The following is a 16,000-nucleotide window of genomic DNA, read 5'->3' on the forward strand; positions in this document are numbered from 1 at the left end:
TTACTCGGAGCGAAAGGGCCGCCTCGCTGAGCTGTTCGTACGCCAGCAGCGGGACGGCTCAACGATGTAAGTCTGTAACGGACGTGCCGCGCGCTGGCACGCAACACGAACGTTTTAGCCTCAAACTCGCGATGATGCTGCGGCACGGCCTCAGTGCAGGCTGACGCTGCTCTGCAGGTGCGCCTGCCATTGTTGCGCGGTCGTGCTCATGACCATGCCGTGCTCATGGTGTCCCACATCCACCAGCCAGTCGGCATGGCCCAGATCCGGCTGCTGCGGCAATACCTGCAGGCCCGCCGCACTGGTGTCGGCCCACTCGTGGTGCCCGTCGAAACCACCGGTCCCGGGCAACGTGACGCCGGGCTGGAAGTGGAATGTGAAATTGTCGCCGCCGGTCTCCGTGGCAGCAGCGGATTTGGGTGGATCGAGAATCAGCGTGCCGCCGTGGCCGTCGGATTGGAATTTGAATGAGGCTTGGGGGCTGAAATTGTCGAACCAGAAGCTCGCATGATGCGCGCCGTCGGAGATCGTGAACGCGCCGCTCTGCGGATCATAGGTTTCAATAAACTGCGACGAATTGAAATCGATGCCGACGAGATCGATCACGTCCGAATGCGCGGCGTCGGGCGCGGTGCCGGTGAAGCCTGCAATGTGACCGGAGAAGCTGGCGGGATCGTCGAGCTTGAGCTCGCCGGTGCCGGCCAGGAAGGTGATCGTCGCGCTGCTTGGCGCCCAGACCTCGAGCAGATGGCCGGACGCGATCGTCATCGGCCCTGCCGGTTGGCTGGTGATGACAGTGCCGCCATGGCCATCGCTGCCGAAATCGAGCGCGCCACCGAGGCCGTCGAGGATGAGGCTCGCGCTGTGGCTGCCGTCGCCCACCGTGAGCCGTCCGGTGCCGGCATCATAGCTCTCGGTGAAGCCGGCCGCGGTGAAATCGATTCCGGCGAGGTCGATCGTGTCGCTGCCGGATGCGTTCGCCATGAAGTTCTGGACGTGCCCGCTGAACAATCCGGGGGCGTCGATCTTCAGCGTGCCGGTGGCATCATCGAAGCGAACGGTGCCGATCGTGAAGCTCGAAATCTCGAGCACGGCGCCCGGCGCGATGGTCGCGGTCTGATGGTTGATCAGCGTGCCGCCGGCACCGTCGGACGCGAGAGCGAACAGGTCGGCGAAGTTGTCGAAGCTCAGGCTCGCGCCATGCGCGCCATCGTTCAGCTGCAGGACGCCATTGCCGTAACTCGCCGTGAACAGCGCGGATCTGAAATCGATTCCGACGACATCGATCGCGTCGCTGTTGGCTCCGGCGAAATTGATGATGTGACCGCTGAAACCGGCGGGATCATCGAGCTTCAGCGTGCCGGTGACATCCGCGAACGTCACGGCCTGGTTGCTGCCGCCGGCGAGCTCAAAGATGGAGCCGGCAGGGACCTGCAGCGATGCCGCCCCCGCGAGGAGCGTGGTGGTCGCGACGGTGGGCAACCCCGGATTCTGGAAGATTTCGAAGCTATCCTGGCCGCCGGTCTGTCCGATCGTGAAGGTCTGACCTGCGTGCGAGCCGGTGCCGACGACGACTTTTCCGACCAGGTCGGGCAGCTTGAAGCCGACCTTCCCATCGCCGCCGAAGTGGGTGCCCAGGACCGCGAAAAGGACCTGGAACTGGTTGATCGGAAGCGTGCGGCCGTCCGCCAAGATCCATCCGTGCGGAATATTATTGGGACGCCCGGCAAAGGCCATGATCTCGCCGATGAAGGGCGTGTTGGGATCGGGTTCGCCTCCACTCGAGGGAAAGACACCCTCGTAGGCGATGAGATAGGAGAGCGCGACCGTGGGCTGGTCGTTCGAGATCGGCAACGCGCCGCCCTGGGGCGGCCCGAGGTTGGTCGGAGCGAGGCTGATCGTGTCGGTGCCGCCGGAGGTTCCAGGAGGCAGGGTAGAGGAGCCATTTCCCGCGCCGATGATCGTCGCGTTGACGAGGTTCGGCAGCTTGAACGTCGTGACGCCATCGCCGCCGTAAGCATTGCCGATCACGTAGAACAGTTCCTGGTAATCGGCGATGTTGAGGGTCTGTCCCTCTGCGAACAGATAGCCGTCGGGCACGCGGTAGGGCACGCCGAGGTACGGGATGACTTCGCCCGCCAGATCGGTGCTCGCGCCGCCGGTCGAATTCGGCAGTTGGCCCGCGACCCTGATCATATAGTTGATCGCCAGCGAGGGCTGGTCGTTGTCGAAAGGTCGCCCGCCGCCGCCCCATTGCTGCGGCACGTTGGCCAGGGTCAGCCCGATCTCGGCCGATCCCTTCTTGTCTCCCAAGGCGAGAGACGGGTCGGCGGACGATGCCGCACCGTCCGAGAGCACCGCGCCCTGCCCGATCGCGACCGTGCCTTGCAGGTCCGGCAGGGCGAAACTGTTGAAGCCGTTGCCGCCATAGTTGGGGCCCAGCAGGCTGAACAGCGTCGTATTCTGCGAAATCGACACGATCTGCCCCTTGGCCTGGGCGGTCCCGCCCACGGCAAAACCGCCGGCGAAGGTCCTGATCGCAGCCATCGGGATGCCGTGGCCGGAGCCATCGCCGCTGCTGGGAAAGACCCCCTCCGTCACGACGAGCTGGTTCAACGCGACCCACGGCTGATAGTTGTCCGCGGTCACCGTCCCCGCCCCGGCGATCTCGTTGGTGCCGTTGACGGTGTTGCCGTCGTGCACGACCCAGTAGATCTCGCGCGCGGAATTGGTCCCGCCGATGCTCGCATCGTTGCCCTCGAAGCTGTAGGCGACCGATCGCATCGCGGCCTGGAAATCCGCCACGCTCGGCGCCGGGCTTGTGCTGGCCCCGACCAGCGTGAGGATACCGTGCTGATAGCTGCCGGTGATGGTCGCGCCATCGCCGAAGCTCATCGTGTTGGTGCCGTGATTGAAGGACAGCCGGTCGCCGGCCTGCGCGTTGAGAAGCTGCACCTGGACGTCCGCCAGCGAGGCGTTGACGCCGTTGTCGTCGAGCACGCTGATGTTGTCGGCGAGGATGACCGGCGCGCCGCTGTTCTGGAAAGCTGCAAAGCTGGTCGGAGGCGTCACGATGGGCGCGACATGCGTGGTGGTGACATGACTGGTCACGACTGCAGAGTTCGTGACACTGTCGCTGACGTACCATGCGATGGTGCGCGAGGTATCGGCTCCGCCATTGGTCGGGTCGTATTTGCCGTCGGAATAGGTCACCGCGCGCAGGGCCTGCTGGAAGTCAGCAGCCGAGGCTCCTCCCGGCCCCGCCGTCAGCGTGAGCACGCCGTTGTTGTAGATTGCGTGGATGATGCCGCCGTCGCCGAGCGGCAACGTATCATCGTAGGCGAGCGTGTCGCCTGGCGCGAGCCCGGAAGAGATCGTCACCGTCGCGCTCTGCAGCATCGAGCCGTCGAGATCGGTCACGGTCAGCGTGCTGTCGAGCGTCACGGGTGCGCCGCCGCCGCTGTAGCGGACGGTCGCGCCGGCGACCACGGTCAGCGGCGGCACGACATCGATGGTCACGGCCTCGGTGCTGGTCGCACCGGACGGATCGCTCGCGGCAATCGTGAAATGATAATTGCTTCGGAGCGCGAGATCGGCGGTGAAGCTCGACGTGACCGCACCGGTGGCCGCGTCGATCTGGAAGGCGGAGGCGTCGTCGGCAAGACCGCCGACCAGCGCATAGGTCACCGCTCCACCCGCCGGGTCGGCGGCAACCGCCTTGTAGACCGTCGTTCCCGTCGGCGTCCCGCTCGTGATCACCGCGTGGTCCGCGGAACTGATCACCGGCGGCAAGTCGTCGACGGCGAGCGTTACCGTCTGCGTGGTCGACAGGCCCGAGGTCTCGGTGGCCTGGACGGTGAAGCTGTACGACGATTTGGTCTCGAAGTCGGGCACCGTCTCGAGCGTCACGGCGCCGCTGTGCGCGTCGATGCTGAAGCTGGAGGCGTCGCCACCCGGCAGCAGCGAATAAGTGATGGTGCCGTGCCCGCCGGGCTCCGTGGCCACGGCGGTGTAGACTGTCGTTCCCTTCGCCGTTGCCTCGGCGACGTCGGCGGTCGGGGCCGAAATGAAGGTTGGTGCAACCGCGGCAACGTGGATGGTGACGGCCTGCTGCGCCGACAGGTGGCCGCCATGGGTCTCGTCCGCCTGAACGACGATGTCGTAGGACGGCTTGAGATCATGGCTCGGCACGGCCTTGAAGGTGACGGCGCCGGTCACGGGATCGATCGTGAACGCGGCGGCGTCGGCGCCGAGGAGCGAGTAGGTCACGGGATTGCCGCCCGGCTCGGCCGCCAGCGCCTGATACACGACCGTGGCAGTCGAGGTGCCCTCGTCCACGGTTGCGGTCGTCGGCGACGAGAAAGCCGGCGGCAGGTCGTTGACCGCGACCGTGACGGCCTGCTCGGCGACGAAGACGCCATTGGCGGCGCTGACGATGACATCGAAGCTGTACGTGCCGCCATGCGCCTCGAAGCTCGGCACCGCGTTGAGCGTGACGTCGCCGGTGGCGGCGTCGATACCGAGCGCCGGATCGGCATTCGCCAAGATGTAGGTCAGCCCCGGTCCGGCGGGACCTGCCGCCGCGGCCGAATAGACCACGCTGCCGGCCGGAATGCCCTCGTTGACAGCCGTCGCGACGGCAATGGAGATCTGCGCCGGATTGTCGCTGTCCGTCTCGACGGCGGTTGCGGTCAGCGCGATCATGCCATCGGTCGCGGGCGTCACGGTCAGGTCCGAAAGCGACCAGCCCGTCACGTCCTGCGATGTGACCGCGTTGCTCGCGGTGAACGTGTGCGTGCCGTCGCTGAGCGTGGCGCCCTCGGGAATGCCGCTGATCACGATCGCGGCGATCGAATTGTGCGCGGTATCGTCCGGTGTCCCGCCGACGCCGGCGGTCAGGACGACGTGAATCGGCACGCCATGCTGGGCGATGACGCCGTTGCCGCTCCAGGTCACGGATGGCGGCAACGGGCTGACGGTCACCTGCTCGGTCGCGGTCGCCGTACTGGTTGCGCCCGGGTTGGCGCCGCTCTGCTCGGTCACCGTCGCCGTCAGCTGGAAGTCGGCATCGGTCGGCGGCGTGATGGTGAGCGCCGCGAGCGCCCAGTCTTTGACATCGACGCTGTCGTGGCCGCTGGAAGCGGTGAAGCTATGGTTGCCATCGCTCAGGATGGCGCCGTCCGGAATGCCGCTGATGACCACGGACTTCAGGGTGTTGGGCGACTGGTCGGCCGGCAGCGTTGCGGCCACCGCGCTCAGTGCAATGGCAATCGGCGTGCCTTCCGGTCCCGCCGCCGCACGCGCGGCGAAGCTCACCGACGGCACTGGCGGCGTCACTGTCACATCCTCGAGCGCAACGCTCGTGCTGGTCTGCGCCGGATTGTCGGCATCCTGCTCGGTGACCGTCGCCGTCAACGTGAATGAGGCGTTGTCCGGACCGGTCACGGTCAGTTTGGCGAGGGACCAAAGGGTCACATCAACAGCATTGGTGCCCTGGCCGGCGGTGACGGTGTTGACGCCATCGCTGAGGATCGCCCCTTCCGGCAGGCCGCTGATGACGATGGACTTGATCGTGTTGTGCGACGCGTCGCCGCTGAGCCCGGCGGCGCTGACGTCGAGCGCGATCGCGATCGGCGTGCCCTCGGTGCCCGAAACGGCGCCTTGCGTGAACGACACGTTCGGCGGCAGCGGAGACAAGGTCACGGTCTCGGTCGTCGCGGCCGAGTAGGAATTGCCGTTGGCGTCGGTCACCGTGACGGTCGCCGACAGCGTGAAGTCGCTGTCGTTCTCCGTGGTGATCGTGAGCTTGCCGAGAGTCCAGCCGCCGACATCGACCTCTTTGGAGCCGGCGCTTGCGGTGAAGCTGTTGACGCCGTCGCTGAGCACCGCGCCCGGTGGGATGTCCGAGATCACGAGCGATGTCAGCGTCGTGCTGCCGAGGCCGGTGAAGCTGATCTCGAGCGGGATCGGCGCGCCTTCGACGCCGGTTTCCGGCGTCGCGCCGAGGTTCACGAGCAGCTGCGGCAGGATGACAAGCTCGGTGCCGCCGTGGCCATCGGGCCTGAATGCGAACGTATCGCCGGTGGGCAGGCCGCCCTGGACCGAGAATGCCACCGGCGCGCCGTCCAGAAGCAGCGTCGTGCCGGTCCAGACCGCCGAGTGGACATCGTTGTTGGTGAGATCGATGACGTCACCGGCGTCCAGTCCGGCGAGCGTGATATCGAAGCCGGCGAGGTCCTCGACGCTCACCATCCCGTTGCCGACGAATGTCAGCACGTCATCCGGCGACAGCGTGTTGCCGGCGCCGAAATTCACGATCCCTGCATCGAAGATGGCAACGTCTCGCAGCGTCGAACCGCCCACATCCAGCGTGCCATCGGGCCCGACCGTCAGATTGCCGCCGGTGATGATGGTGCCGGCCTCCACGCGCAGCGTGGCGAGACCGGGATCGACGACGATGTCGCCGTGGTTCACGACGTTGACGCCGCTGAGGATCGCCAGGTCCGGCTCGACATGCAGCGTGCCGTGCGCATCGATGTCCAGCTCGCCACCGGCCATCGTCGTGCCGCTGTCGAGGGTCAGCGTCGATCCGCTGGTAATCCGGACGTGGCTGTCGCCGGTGATCGCCACGTCGGCGAGATCGGAGTTGCCGCTGCCGGCAATGGTCTGGATCAGACCGCCTCCGAGACCCGAGAGCTCGCCTCCGGTGATGGTGGCGTGCTTAAGATCGATGAACGAGCCGCATCCATCGGCGGTGATGAGGCCGCACGCGTTGTCGATATCGCTGTGATCGATGGCGATGACGCCGCCACGCGCGCTGATGATGCCGTCATTCTCGACATCGGACCTGTGGAATTCGACGAGCCCGCCGCATTCGGCCTCGATCTTTCCGGAATTCTCGACCTGGTCGCGCGCGAAGCGGACCTCGGCGCCCCTGCCGTCTGCCTCGATCACGCCATGGCAAGCGTTGTCGATCAGGGACCGCTCGAACACCACGTCGGCGCGATGCGTGGCCTCGATCAGTCCGGCATTGTGCACGTCCGCGCGCCCGAAACGGACCTCTGCCCCCTTGCCGTCCGCGACGATCTCGCCGTGGCGCTCATTGTCGACCAGCGAGCGCTCGAACACCACGTCGCCGCGATGCGTGGCCTCGATCAGTCCGGAATTGCGCACGTCCGCGCACTCGAAACGGACCTCTGCTCCCCCACCCTCCGCCGCGATCACGCCGTGGCGCTCATTGTCGATCAGCGAGCGCTCGAACACCACCTCGCCGCGATCGGCGGCCTCGATCAGTCCGGAATTGCGCACGTCCGCGCACGCGAAACGGACCTCTGCTCCGCCACCCTCCGCCGCGATCACGCCGTGGCGCTCATTGTCGATCAGCGAGCGCTCGAACACCACCTCGCCGCGACGGGCCGCCTCGATCAGCCCGGAATTGTCCACCCGGTCGCGATCGAACGCAATTTCCGAGCCCCTGCCGTCGGCGAGGATCGTACCAGCCCGATGATTGTCGACTTGCGAGCGCGTGACATCGATCTCGCCGTGCTCGCGGGCAATGATGCCGCCGGCATTGTCGATCCGGCTGCGCTCGAACACGATGGCCGAGCCTTTGCCCTCGGCCCCGATCAGTCCGTCATTGTCGATCCGGTCATGACGGAACGCGACGAGGCCGCCGTTCTCCGCGGCGATCGCGCCGGCATTGCCGACGAAGCCGTGCCTGACATCGACGCGGGAATGCCGGCCCGATGCCAGGATGCTGCCGTCCTCGCCATTAGCGATGCGCGCGAAGCTGAAGCCGACGCTGCCGCCGTCGACGGCAGCGATCGCGCCGGCATTGTCGACGCTGATGCGGTCGCCGGCCGCGCCGACGAACGTCACTTGAGCACCCTTCCCGTCGGCGACGATGCTCGCCCCGTCCTCATTGTTGATGTCAGCGGCGATCAGGACCTTGCCGCCGTTGCGCGCGGCGATGTCGGCGGCGTTGTCGAGCGAACTCTCGATCTCGAGCAAGCCACGATCCGCAGCCTCGAACAGCCCCGCATTGACCACGGCAGGCCCGCTCGGGCCCGGCCCCTGAACGTCGATCAGGATCGTCGATCCTGCGCCCGTGGCACGAACCGAGCCTTCATTGAAAAGCCGATCTTCAACCAGAAGCTCGCCGGACAGGGTCGCTTCCAGCAGGCCGAAATTGTCGACCTTGTTGCCGGTATGGATGACAAGCCGTCCAGTGTCCTCCTCGCCGAGCGGCGTGGCGTCCACCGTCCCCTTGTTGACGAAGACGAGCTGGCCGTCGCCAACGCCGATGTTGCCGCTGCCCGCGATCAGATTGTCGACATTGGTCAGCACAGCGCCGGTGCCGGCGGCGCCCAGGATGAAATTGCCCGCGGTCGGGCCCAGCATGTCGATGCTGCCCCGCCCGGCCAGGCTGACGGCGCCGATGATCCGCAGCGACGGATCGACCCCGGACGAATTGAGCTGGATCAGGCCCGCATTGGCGAGGTTCGGGACACCAAGCGAACCGCCAGTGATGTTGAGTATGGCGCCGAAATTAACCGTCAGGCTGGCGATCGTATAGCTGTTGGCGTAGCTCGCCTTGCCGCTCTGGATGATGACGATGTCGGTCGCCGCGGTCGGCGCAAAGCCCTGATTCCAATTGAACGGGTCGCGGTCCCATTGTCCGAGGCCATTCCAGATGAACAAATTGGAATGGACTGGCGACGGCGACGGAAGATCCGGCGGCGAGACGATTACCGTGACGTGCGGGCCGCTGCCATAGAAGTTCAGATCCGGGAAGGACGGCAGGTCCTGTCCGAAGTTCGCCAACGGAAAGGTGGGCGCGTCGATCGGACTGCCGCTGCCGTGAATGCCGCCCACCGCGCTCGGCGTCACGGTATTGGTTTCGAGCCACTGCAAAGCCTCTCGCATCGGGCCATCGGCCGACGATCCGGACGCATCGAGCGGCAGCGAAACCAGTTCGCCGTGCTGGTCGACATAGGAGATCAGATGCGGATCGCCGATGCTGCCGAGCGCAGTGCCGCGCGCGAGCAGATCATAGGACCCGTGAGTCCTGGCCCCGTGATGGTCGATGAGCGCAAACGAATAGCTGATGCCGCCGAGCTTCGCCGAGACGCTGGCGCTCTCCTCCGCTGTCAGTCCATGCACCCAGCCGGCTGCGCCGGCATGGACGTGCATGGTGGCGACCGGCGTGCCGATCGTCAGATCGCCGCTGTCGGCAAGCTTGCCTGCAATGAACGCGAAGGTGCCCTCCAGCAGCGTGAGCGCTGCCACGTTCGAATCCGAACCGGCGTGGGCGGAATGGCCGTCGACGGCCATCCGCGTGTTGGCGGCCAAATGGAGCGCGGTGCCGTCGGACAGGACAATGCTGACGGACGACGCGCTTCCTGTCTTGATGACGTCGTTCTTGTAGATCGCGTCACCGGCATGCAGGGTGACGCTGACACCGTTGCGCATGACCGTGACGTCGCCCGCGACCTTGTCGATACGGCCAATCGCGCCTTGGGCGAAATGGCCGCTGACATCCGAGGCCTGGCCCGGCGGCTGCAGCTGCGCGTATTTTTGCGGCGCCGCGCCGCGCATCAGCGCGATGCCAGCGTTCAGGCGATCCGCACTCGCGCCAATCTGGCTCGCGACCTGCTCGTCGAACATGGTAGCCGCAGGCCCGTGGTGCTCGCCCCGCAACTGCACGTCGAGCATCTGGGCCGGCTGCACCGTCTCGGCCGCCCGGGTAGTCGCCTGTTCCGAATGATGATTGGATGCTGACGTCTGTGATTGCGGCTCAATTTCACCGTTCGTCATACAATTTTCCAAACCTATCAATCATTCAAATGTCCGCATCGCGCGTGGACGGTCGATGCGGGTGACCGCGGGCCAGCGCAGCCGAGGTCAGAATGGGTTATCCCATTACCCGGGACAAGCTTAGCGTAAACGAATGGTTAAATGGGCGCCCGCATTGTGAGTCAGCGGGGGCAGAGCCCGGTTCAAGGGCTGCCAAAATTGAGGTCGGACAATGGCGGTATGATCGTCTGGATATCCCGCTGGTTGTGTTGCTGGTTGCTGCCCGCGAAAACCGTGTCAACTGCGGTCGTCGTGGTGAAGCAGATACCTTGACAGCAGGCGCCGTTGAACACGTCATCGCTCAGCGCGACGTGCATGGCTTCCTGACCTGAGAGCCGAACGCCGAGGTCGGTGCCGTGTTCGCTCCCGGCCACCTTGACCCGCGCGACGCCGACGATGGTCCCGTGCTCTTCCGCAACAACGATCGAGCTTGATTGCAATTCGAGCTGATCAAACGAGAGTTCACGACGGCATGCATCTATGAAGTCCCTGTCTTAACCCCATACTGCTTTCGACCGATAACGTAGCGCCGATAGCCTGGGCGGCATGCACTCTCGCGCTGGCACGGCTTGTCGCGGTTCCTGAACGACGGCCGCGTCGAGCTCGACACCAATCCGGTCGAACGCGCAATCCGCCCTGTCACCCTCAGCCCAAGAACTACCTGTGCGCCGTGTCTTGTAACGGTATGCGTCGGGCACCAGGCAAGACGCCGATCATCATTAAGCGTAACGCTGCGGGCTCAAGCCATGGCGGCGGGCGATCTCCGACGCCACCACGCCGGGCTCCGTCGCGAATACACTTCTTCGCGCCCGCCGGAAGTTAGTTTGACAACGCCGATGGGGCTCGAGATATGCACCCAGTGGTACGGTGAAAACGCTCTCCGTCATCCACGTGGGCCTCGAACTGGAGCAACTCCAACAAGCGGCGAGCCTTGATGCCCTGCGGAGCGGAGAGAATCTGACGAAGATGCATGAGGCGTTCTGCGGGAGCAATGCCGACCGTACACTGGTCAAATTTTGTCTGCCGCTCCGATGCAGAAAACGGGTTCAACAAGGATCCCTTGGGATGCTGGAGTGATCGCGCCAGACGCCGGCGTCCTTCAAGGTCACGATCGTCGTATGCGGCAACAGATTTGTCGCAGTGTCCGCGCCGCTTTCGGCCTTCGGATCCAGCCGCATCTCCACAATTTGCATGTGGCGCCGGGTTTCGGCATCGCGCACCGCTTGCGGGGTGAAGTCGGCGAGCTCCACCCCGCCATAGCGAAGCATGGTTGCAATGGCGTACTGCATCGAGAACATGGCTTCCCGCGGATCGCCTGACTCTGAATGCATGAGGTTCACCATGTTGACCCGGCCTACCAGCGTTTCGACCTGTGCGACCTCATCGGCATCGAAGCGGTGCTCTGCCGCAAGAGATTGCAATGCATCAAGGCAGCGATGGGTTGATGCGCAGTTCGGGTAGAGCTTGAATGCAAACCCGTGGCTCTCAATGGCCAGCGGTTCTTTATGGACATTTGCCACAGTGGACCAGTCAGCCGCCGTGCGGCCGCCATACAACGCGCCAAAGCCGTGTGGGCCTTCCAGTGCCACTTCGCTGCCTCTCACTCCCGCCGCGGCCAATGAGGCCGCCAGGACTCCGCCTTGGGCGGCCAGTCCAGCATGCAGCGGCTTGGCGTCGGTGCCGAACTGGACCTTGGGCCCCGCGGCCATGGAAACCGCCAGGCTGAGCGCGTGCGTCATCTTGTCGGTGTCCAAGCCCCGGAGCCTTGCGCATGCCGCTGCGGCGGCAATGACGCCGATGGTCTGCGTGCCGTGCCAGCCTTTTTCGAAATGGGCCCTGTTCATGGCCATGCCAATCCGGGCCATCACTTCGCTGCCGACAATCAGCGAATCAAGCACCTGGTCCAGGGAGGCATCCATCTCGCAAGCCTGCGCCAGGATCGCGGGAATGACGGCGCAGCCAAAGTGGCTTCCTGCAACAAAAAACATTTCGTCGAGCTCTCTCGCATGCGCCGCCGTTCCATTCGCCAGCGCGCTCCGCCGTCGAAGCCCTCAATGGAGATCAGAGTTTCGTTGCAGAAAGCGTCGCGATCTACCGTACCCGCCGCGATCGCATGCTGTCGCGCATCAACCAGATCGAGAGCCTGAGCTGCCTGCCGCCCGACGGCGCGTTCTACCTCTACGTCAATTGTGCTGGCCTGATCGGCCGAAGGACACCGGCCGGGACGTGCCTCGAAACCGACGGTGACGTCGCGATGTACCTGCTCGAAAGCGTCGGCGTCGCCGTGGTTCAAGGCAGCGCCTATGGCTTGTCGCCCTACTTCCGCATTTCGGTCGCGGCGTCGCTCGAAATCCTCGACGACGGCGCCAGTCGCATCGCTCACGCCGTTTCAGAACTCCGCTAGCACCCCGATCGAAAGCATCTCATGGCAAACACCGGCATCGTGAAGAACACTTCGGCTCCCGCAAGTCGATCCTGCAGTGATCGCAAAACTGCGGACCATCGCGGTCGCCCTGCTCAGCGATCAGCTGCACCGCAATTGCGGCAGTACCGGGCTGATCCCGTATCACTTCCCGGCGCCGATGGTGGGCACTGCGGTGACGGTCGAGACGCGCGGCGGCGACAACCTCGCCATCCTGCGCACCTACGACTTCTGTCGTCCCGGCGACGTGATGGTCGTCGATGCCGGCGGTGATATCTCCAACGCACTGGTCGGCGGCATCATGACGCTCGCCGCGGCCTCGCTGGGGCTTGCCGGCATGGTGATCGACGGCGCGATTCGCGACGTTGCCGAGATTCGTCAGCGTACTTTTCCGTGTACGCGCGCGGCGTGACCCATCGTGGTCCATACAAGGATGGTCCCGGAGCGATCAATGTCCCGATCACCGTGGGGGGTATGCCCGTGAACGCGGGCGACATCATCGTGGGCGATCAGGACGGCCTCCTCGCCTTCCCACCATCCCTGGCTGCAGGGGTCATCGAGAAGGCACTGGCCCAGGAACAGAATGAACACCGCACCATCCAGGCAATCCGTGAAGGCCGATGGGATCGATCATTCGTCGATGCGCTTGAGGCACGTTGCGCCAACTGAGCGGCAAATGTGAGAGTTGCGGAGAAGCTGACGGAGAGGGAGCACGCCAGGCCCGTTCTTGATGCCGGCCAGGCTCTCCCCAGTCCTTTCAGCAGGCCTCCCCCCGCCCCTCGAGGGTCGTCCTACACGGTATTGACCTACTTTCCCGCGGATGGCCGATGCCGGAATATAACGGCCTTCTCCAAGGCTCCCATCATCGGATGATGCAGGCCTTTGCCTGCCTGCTCCATTTGAAGAAGGCGCCGCAGGGCGGCCTGGGGCGGGCGCCCGCCGGGCACTCGTTCCACACCGGCGCGCCGGCCTCCCAGCCATCGACCACGCAGCCTCCGTTCGGCGCGACGTGGCATCCGGGTCCACAGGACTCGCCTGCATGAGAAGGCCCCCCGACCAGACCCAGCACCAGTATTGCGAGGCACAAGACTCTCATCGCTCTGCTCTCCCGAGACGAGACGGCTGACCAACAATGCACCGGCAGCGAGAACGACACCGGCTACGATCCGTTCCCGAAACGCAGCTTGCGTTCCTGAAGCTCGTCGATGATGCCTCGAGCCCCCGTTCGTCATTCTGCGCGAGCAGCATGGCGCTGGCGCGGCGGATGGCACCCGTCACTTGAGCGACATCGAGCAAAATCGGCCCAGCGGCGCCGCGCGCGTCAACGGCACGACCTGCTACTGCTTGACCGGTGCTGACGGCTCGTTTCGCACCCCGAAGATGCCCTTGAAAAATTCGACGGCCTTGTTCGACGAGTCGGACGCGTCCGGGGTCGACGTCGGCGTTGTCGAACGCGCGAGCTCGGCCTGAGCTTGCCTGCTTTTCCGGCGCGCATGCGCGGCGCTCCGCCGGCGCGATCCTGTTTCGTCGCCGACGACGATCGTAATCTTCTGCGACACCACGGGAGGATCGAAGTTGAAGTGCTCGCCGTCGCCGAGCACGAGCTGCAGCGTATGTTTTCCCGGCGGCAGCTCGATCCGGACCTCGGTCTCGCCGCCGCCATAGTGCAGATGCTTCCTGTCCTGCGGGATCGGTTCGCCCGCGCTGATCGGATCATTGGAATCGATCAGCAGATGATGATGGCCGCTGTTGGCGAAACTGTCCCCGGCATGGGTGACCCCCATGTTGCGGAGGCCGAAGCGGCACCAGAACGCGCCCTTCACGGTGTCCCCGTCGGTGGGCGTGATGAAGTAGAGATGCGCATCCTTGGGCGCGGTCCTGCCCTGCCCCGACGCAAGCGTCGGCAACAGCGCGAGCGCAGTAGTCAGTCCCATGGCTGCAATCGTCACGTGCCGACGCAGACCAGGTCGTCGAAAGCATTTCAGATCAGTCAACGCCGCCGAAGGCGCAGATGTGACGCTACTCATAACGCTCCAACTCGCAAACATATTGCACAACAGATATTGTCAACTTCGAAACAATGGCCGCCGGTTAGACGGCTCGAGCCCTGACGCGTCCAGCTCAACGGTGCCGCTAACTCGGTCTGCTCGTCATCCTCCTCCGCACCAGCCCGCACTAGAGCGACTGAGCGACGCGGAAGCCATGCGTCGGATATCTCACCCGCCCGTCGTAGCGGTCGCGGCTTCCGCTGCGCACGTAGCTTGCATCATTCTTCCACGATCCCGAGCGGATGACGCGGACGAAGCTCTGCTCGTCAACCCATGCCGCGCCATTGGACGGCGCTCCCTGATAGTTCTTGTGCCAGCTGTCGGCGACCCACTGATCGACGGAGCCGCCCATATCGAACAGGCCGAAAGGATTGGCCTGGAAGCTCCCCACTTTCACTAGGCGTGCGGGCTCGCCGGTCCCGTTGCATCCGTCGCAATTGGCCATTCCCGGGCGCATCTGATCGCCCCACCAGAATTTCGTCGCTGCACCTCCGCGCGCGGCATATTCCCATTCCGCCTCGCTCGGCAGCCGAAACGGCTTGCCGGAGGTGCGTGAGAGCCACGCCAGATAGTCCTTGGCGTCGTAGTAGCTGACATTGGTGACGGGATTGTCCTCCGGGCCTGTCGCCAGGTCCGCGCACGCCTTGTCGGTCACGCATGCGTTCCACTCGCCGACCGTGACGGGATATTTGCCGAGCGCGAACGGTGCGATCGTGACGCGGTGGACGGGAAGCTCCGCGCTTTCGAGGCCCCCCATTGCGAACGTATTGCCGGGGATCATGACCATGTCGGGCAAGCGGTTCGTCGAACGCATCGACGGCTCGGCAGCCATATCCGAATCCGTGAGAGAGGGTGCGGCCTTGGGCGGCGAAACGACCGCCGCGGCCTGCAACTCTGGCGCCGGGCTTTGCATCGTCTCCGTGGGGCTCGAGCGCGTCGCGGCGTCCGGAAGCCCGCCTTGCAGCAGCGCTGGCGTTGGCTCGGGCGTCGGCGCAACGGGCTGCGGCGGAGCCGGGCTCTCCGAAACAGCGATGCTCGTGCGGCTCGCAGCCGGCTCCGGCGTCTGGACCGCCTGCTGCTGCGAAGCCGGCTCGGGGAGCGGCGAGCCGGGACCACGCGCCAGCATGAACCAGCCGGCGATGGCGATCAGAACGAAGGCGGCGAGACCGGCCGCGGCGCGGGGCGAGACCAGCGGCCCACGTTCGGCGCGCGAAGCGGCCGAGCGAAGCTTCGAGGCCAGATCGTCCTGTCCATGCGTCTGCCAGATCTCGGCAACGTTGCGAGCTTCCGCCGCGGAATATTGCTCTGTCGAAACACCGGGAATGCTGCAGACGATCCGTCCAGCCGCGCCGCCATCTGTCGCCGCCTCGACGCTGGCGGTCGCGCATCGGGACTCGAGGGAGTGCTGCAAGGGCGGACACATCATCAGCAACAGGCCGCCGTCATCGCTATTGCGGCGCTGCTGGATCTCCGGGCACTCGATCTGCTCGTCGACACGCTGGAAGCTGGGCGGGCGCAGCGCGTTCAACGTCACCCGCACCGTCCGGCCGCACCGCTCGCACGGAACGGTCTGGGTGACCGAGACCATCGCCAACTCGCTCGCCGTTGAGCCCGCCGCGTGCCTCATCTCGTCGATCCCGATCATCGTCGTCTGGGACGCGCCCCGCATTGGCCC

8 protein-coding genes and 2 pseudogenes are annotated in these 16,000 nt (G+C 65.2%); 4 read left to right on the forward strand and 6 right to left on the reverse strand.

Features of this window, described 5'->3' with window-relative positions:
- Positions 1 to 150: 150 nt before the first annotated feature.
- The gene (locus ACQR1I_RS17795) at positions 151 to 9,816 is read right to left on the reverse strand and encodes a tail fiber protein (protein WP_434869946.1); all 9,666 of its coding nucleotides are present in this window, start codon (positions 9,814 to 9,816) and stop codon (positions 151 to 153) included.
- 182 nt (positions 9,817 to 9,998) lie between these two features.
- Positions 9,999 to 10,295 (reverse strand): hypothetical protein, encoded by a 297-nt coding sequence (locus ACQR1I_RS17800; protein WP_434869945.1) that lies wholly within the window; start codon positions 10,293 to 10,295, stop codon positions 9,999 to 10,001.
- 102 nt (positions 10,296 to 10,397) lie between these two features.
- On the opposite strand from ACQR1I_RS17800, the pseudogene ACQR1I_RS17805 reads away from it, so the two are divergent.
- A pseudogene (locus tag ACQR1I_RS17805) lies at positions 10,398 to 10,505 on the forward strand (IS66 family transposase); the annotation flags it as partial.
- A gap of 396 nt (positions 10,506 to 10,901) precedes the next feature.
- On the opposite strand, the gene ACQR1I_RS17810 reads toward ACQR1I_RS17805, so the two are convergent.
- Positions 10,902 to 11,843: an MmgE/PrpD family protein gene (locus tag ACQR1I_RS17810; protein WP_434869944.1), complete on the reverse strand. Its 942-nt coding sequence runs from the start codon at positions 11,841 to 11,843 to the stop codon at positions 10,902 to 10,904.
- On the opposite strand from ACQR1I_RS17810, the gene ACQR1I_RS17815 reads away from it, so the two are divergent.
- From ACQR1I_RS17815 to ACQR1I_RS17825, 3 genes and pseudogenes are all read left to right on the forward strand, one after another.
- Positions 11,828 to 12,259 carry an aminotransferase class I/II-fold pyridoxal phosphate-dependent enzyme gene (locus tag ACQR1I_RS17815; protein ID WP_434869965.1) on the forward strand — a complete coding sequence of 144 codons (432 nt, stop codon included), beginning with the start codon at positions 11,828 to 11,830 and terminating at the stop codon, positions 12,257 to 12,259. The two genes, ACQR1I_RS17810 and ACQR1I_RS17815, sit on opposite strands and share 16 nt — an antisense overlap.
- Positions 12,260 to 12,335: 76 nt before the next feature.
- Positions 12,336 to 12,739 (forward strand): annotated as a pseudogene (locus ACQR1I_RS17820) (RraA family protein); the annotation flags it as partial.
- 18 nt (positions 12,740 to 12,757) lie between these two features.
- Positions 12,758 to 12,946: a hypothetical protein gene (locus tag ACQR1I_RS17825; RefSeq protein WP_434869966.1), complete on the forward strand. Its 189-nt coding sequence runs from the start codon at positions 12,758 to 12,760 to the stop codon at positions 12,944 to 12,946.
- A gap of 193 nt (positions 12,947 to 13,139) precedes the next feature.
- Here the strand turns inward: ACQR1I_RS17825 and ACQR1I_RS17830 are convergent, their stop codons facing one another.
- From ACQR1I_RS17830 to ACQR1I_RS17840, 3 genes are all read right to left on the reverse strand, one after another.
- Positions 13,140 to 13,373, reverse strand: a complete 234-nt coding sequence (locus tag ACQR1I_RS17830; RefSeq protein ID WP_434869943.1) for a hypothetical protein — start codon at positions 13,371 to 13,373, stop codon at positions 13,140 to 13,142.
- Between the two features lie 241 nt (positions 13,374 to 13,614).
- The gene (locus ACQR1I_RS17835) at positions 13,615 to 14,211 is read right to left on the reverse strand and encodes a DUF4399 domain-containing protein (protein ID WP_434869942.1); all 597 of its coding nucleotides are present in this window, start codon (positions 14,209 to 14,211) and stop codon (positions 13,615 to 13,617) included.
- Positions 14,212 to 14,452: 241 nt separating this feature from the next.
- A complete protein-coding gene (locus ACQR1I_RS17840; RefSeq protein WP_434869941.1) occupies positions 14,453 to 15,952 on the reverse strand; it encodes an SUMF1/EgtB/PvdO family nonheme iron enzyme in 1,500 nt (499 codons plus the stop codon).
- Positions 15,953 to 16,000 lie beyond the last annotated feature (48 nt).

Origin of the sequence: Bradyrhizobium sp. HKCCYLS2038 (genome assembly GCF_051167655.1) — a bacterium.
Classification (GTDB): domain Bacteria; phylum Pseudomonadota; class Alphaproteobacteria; order Rhizobiales; family Xanthobacteraceae; genus Bradyrhizobium.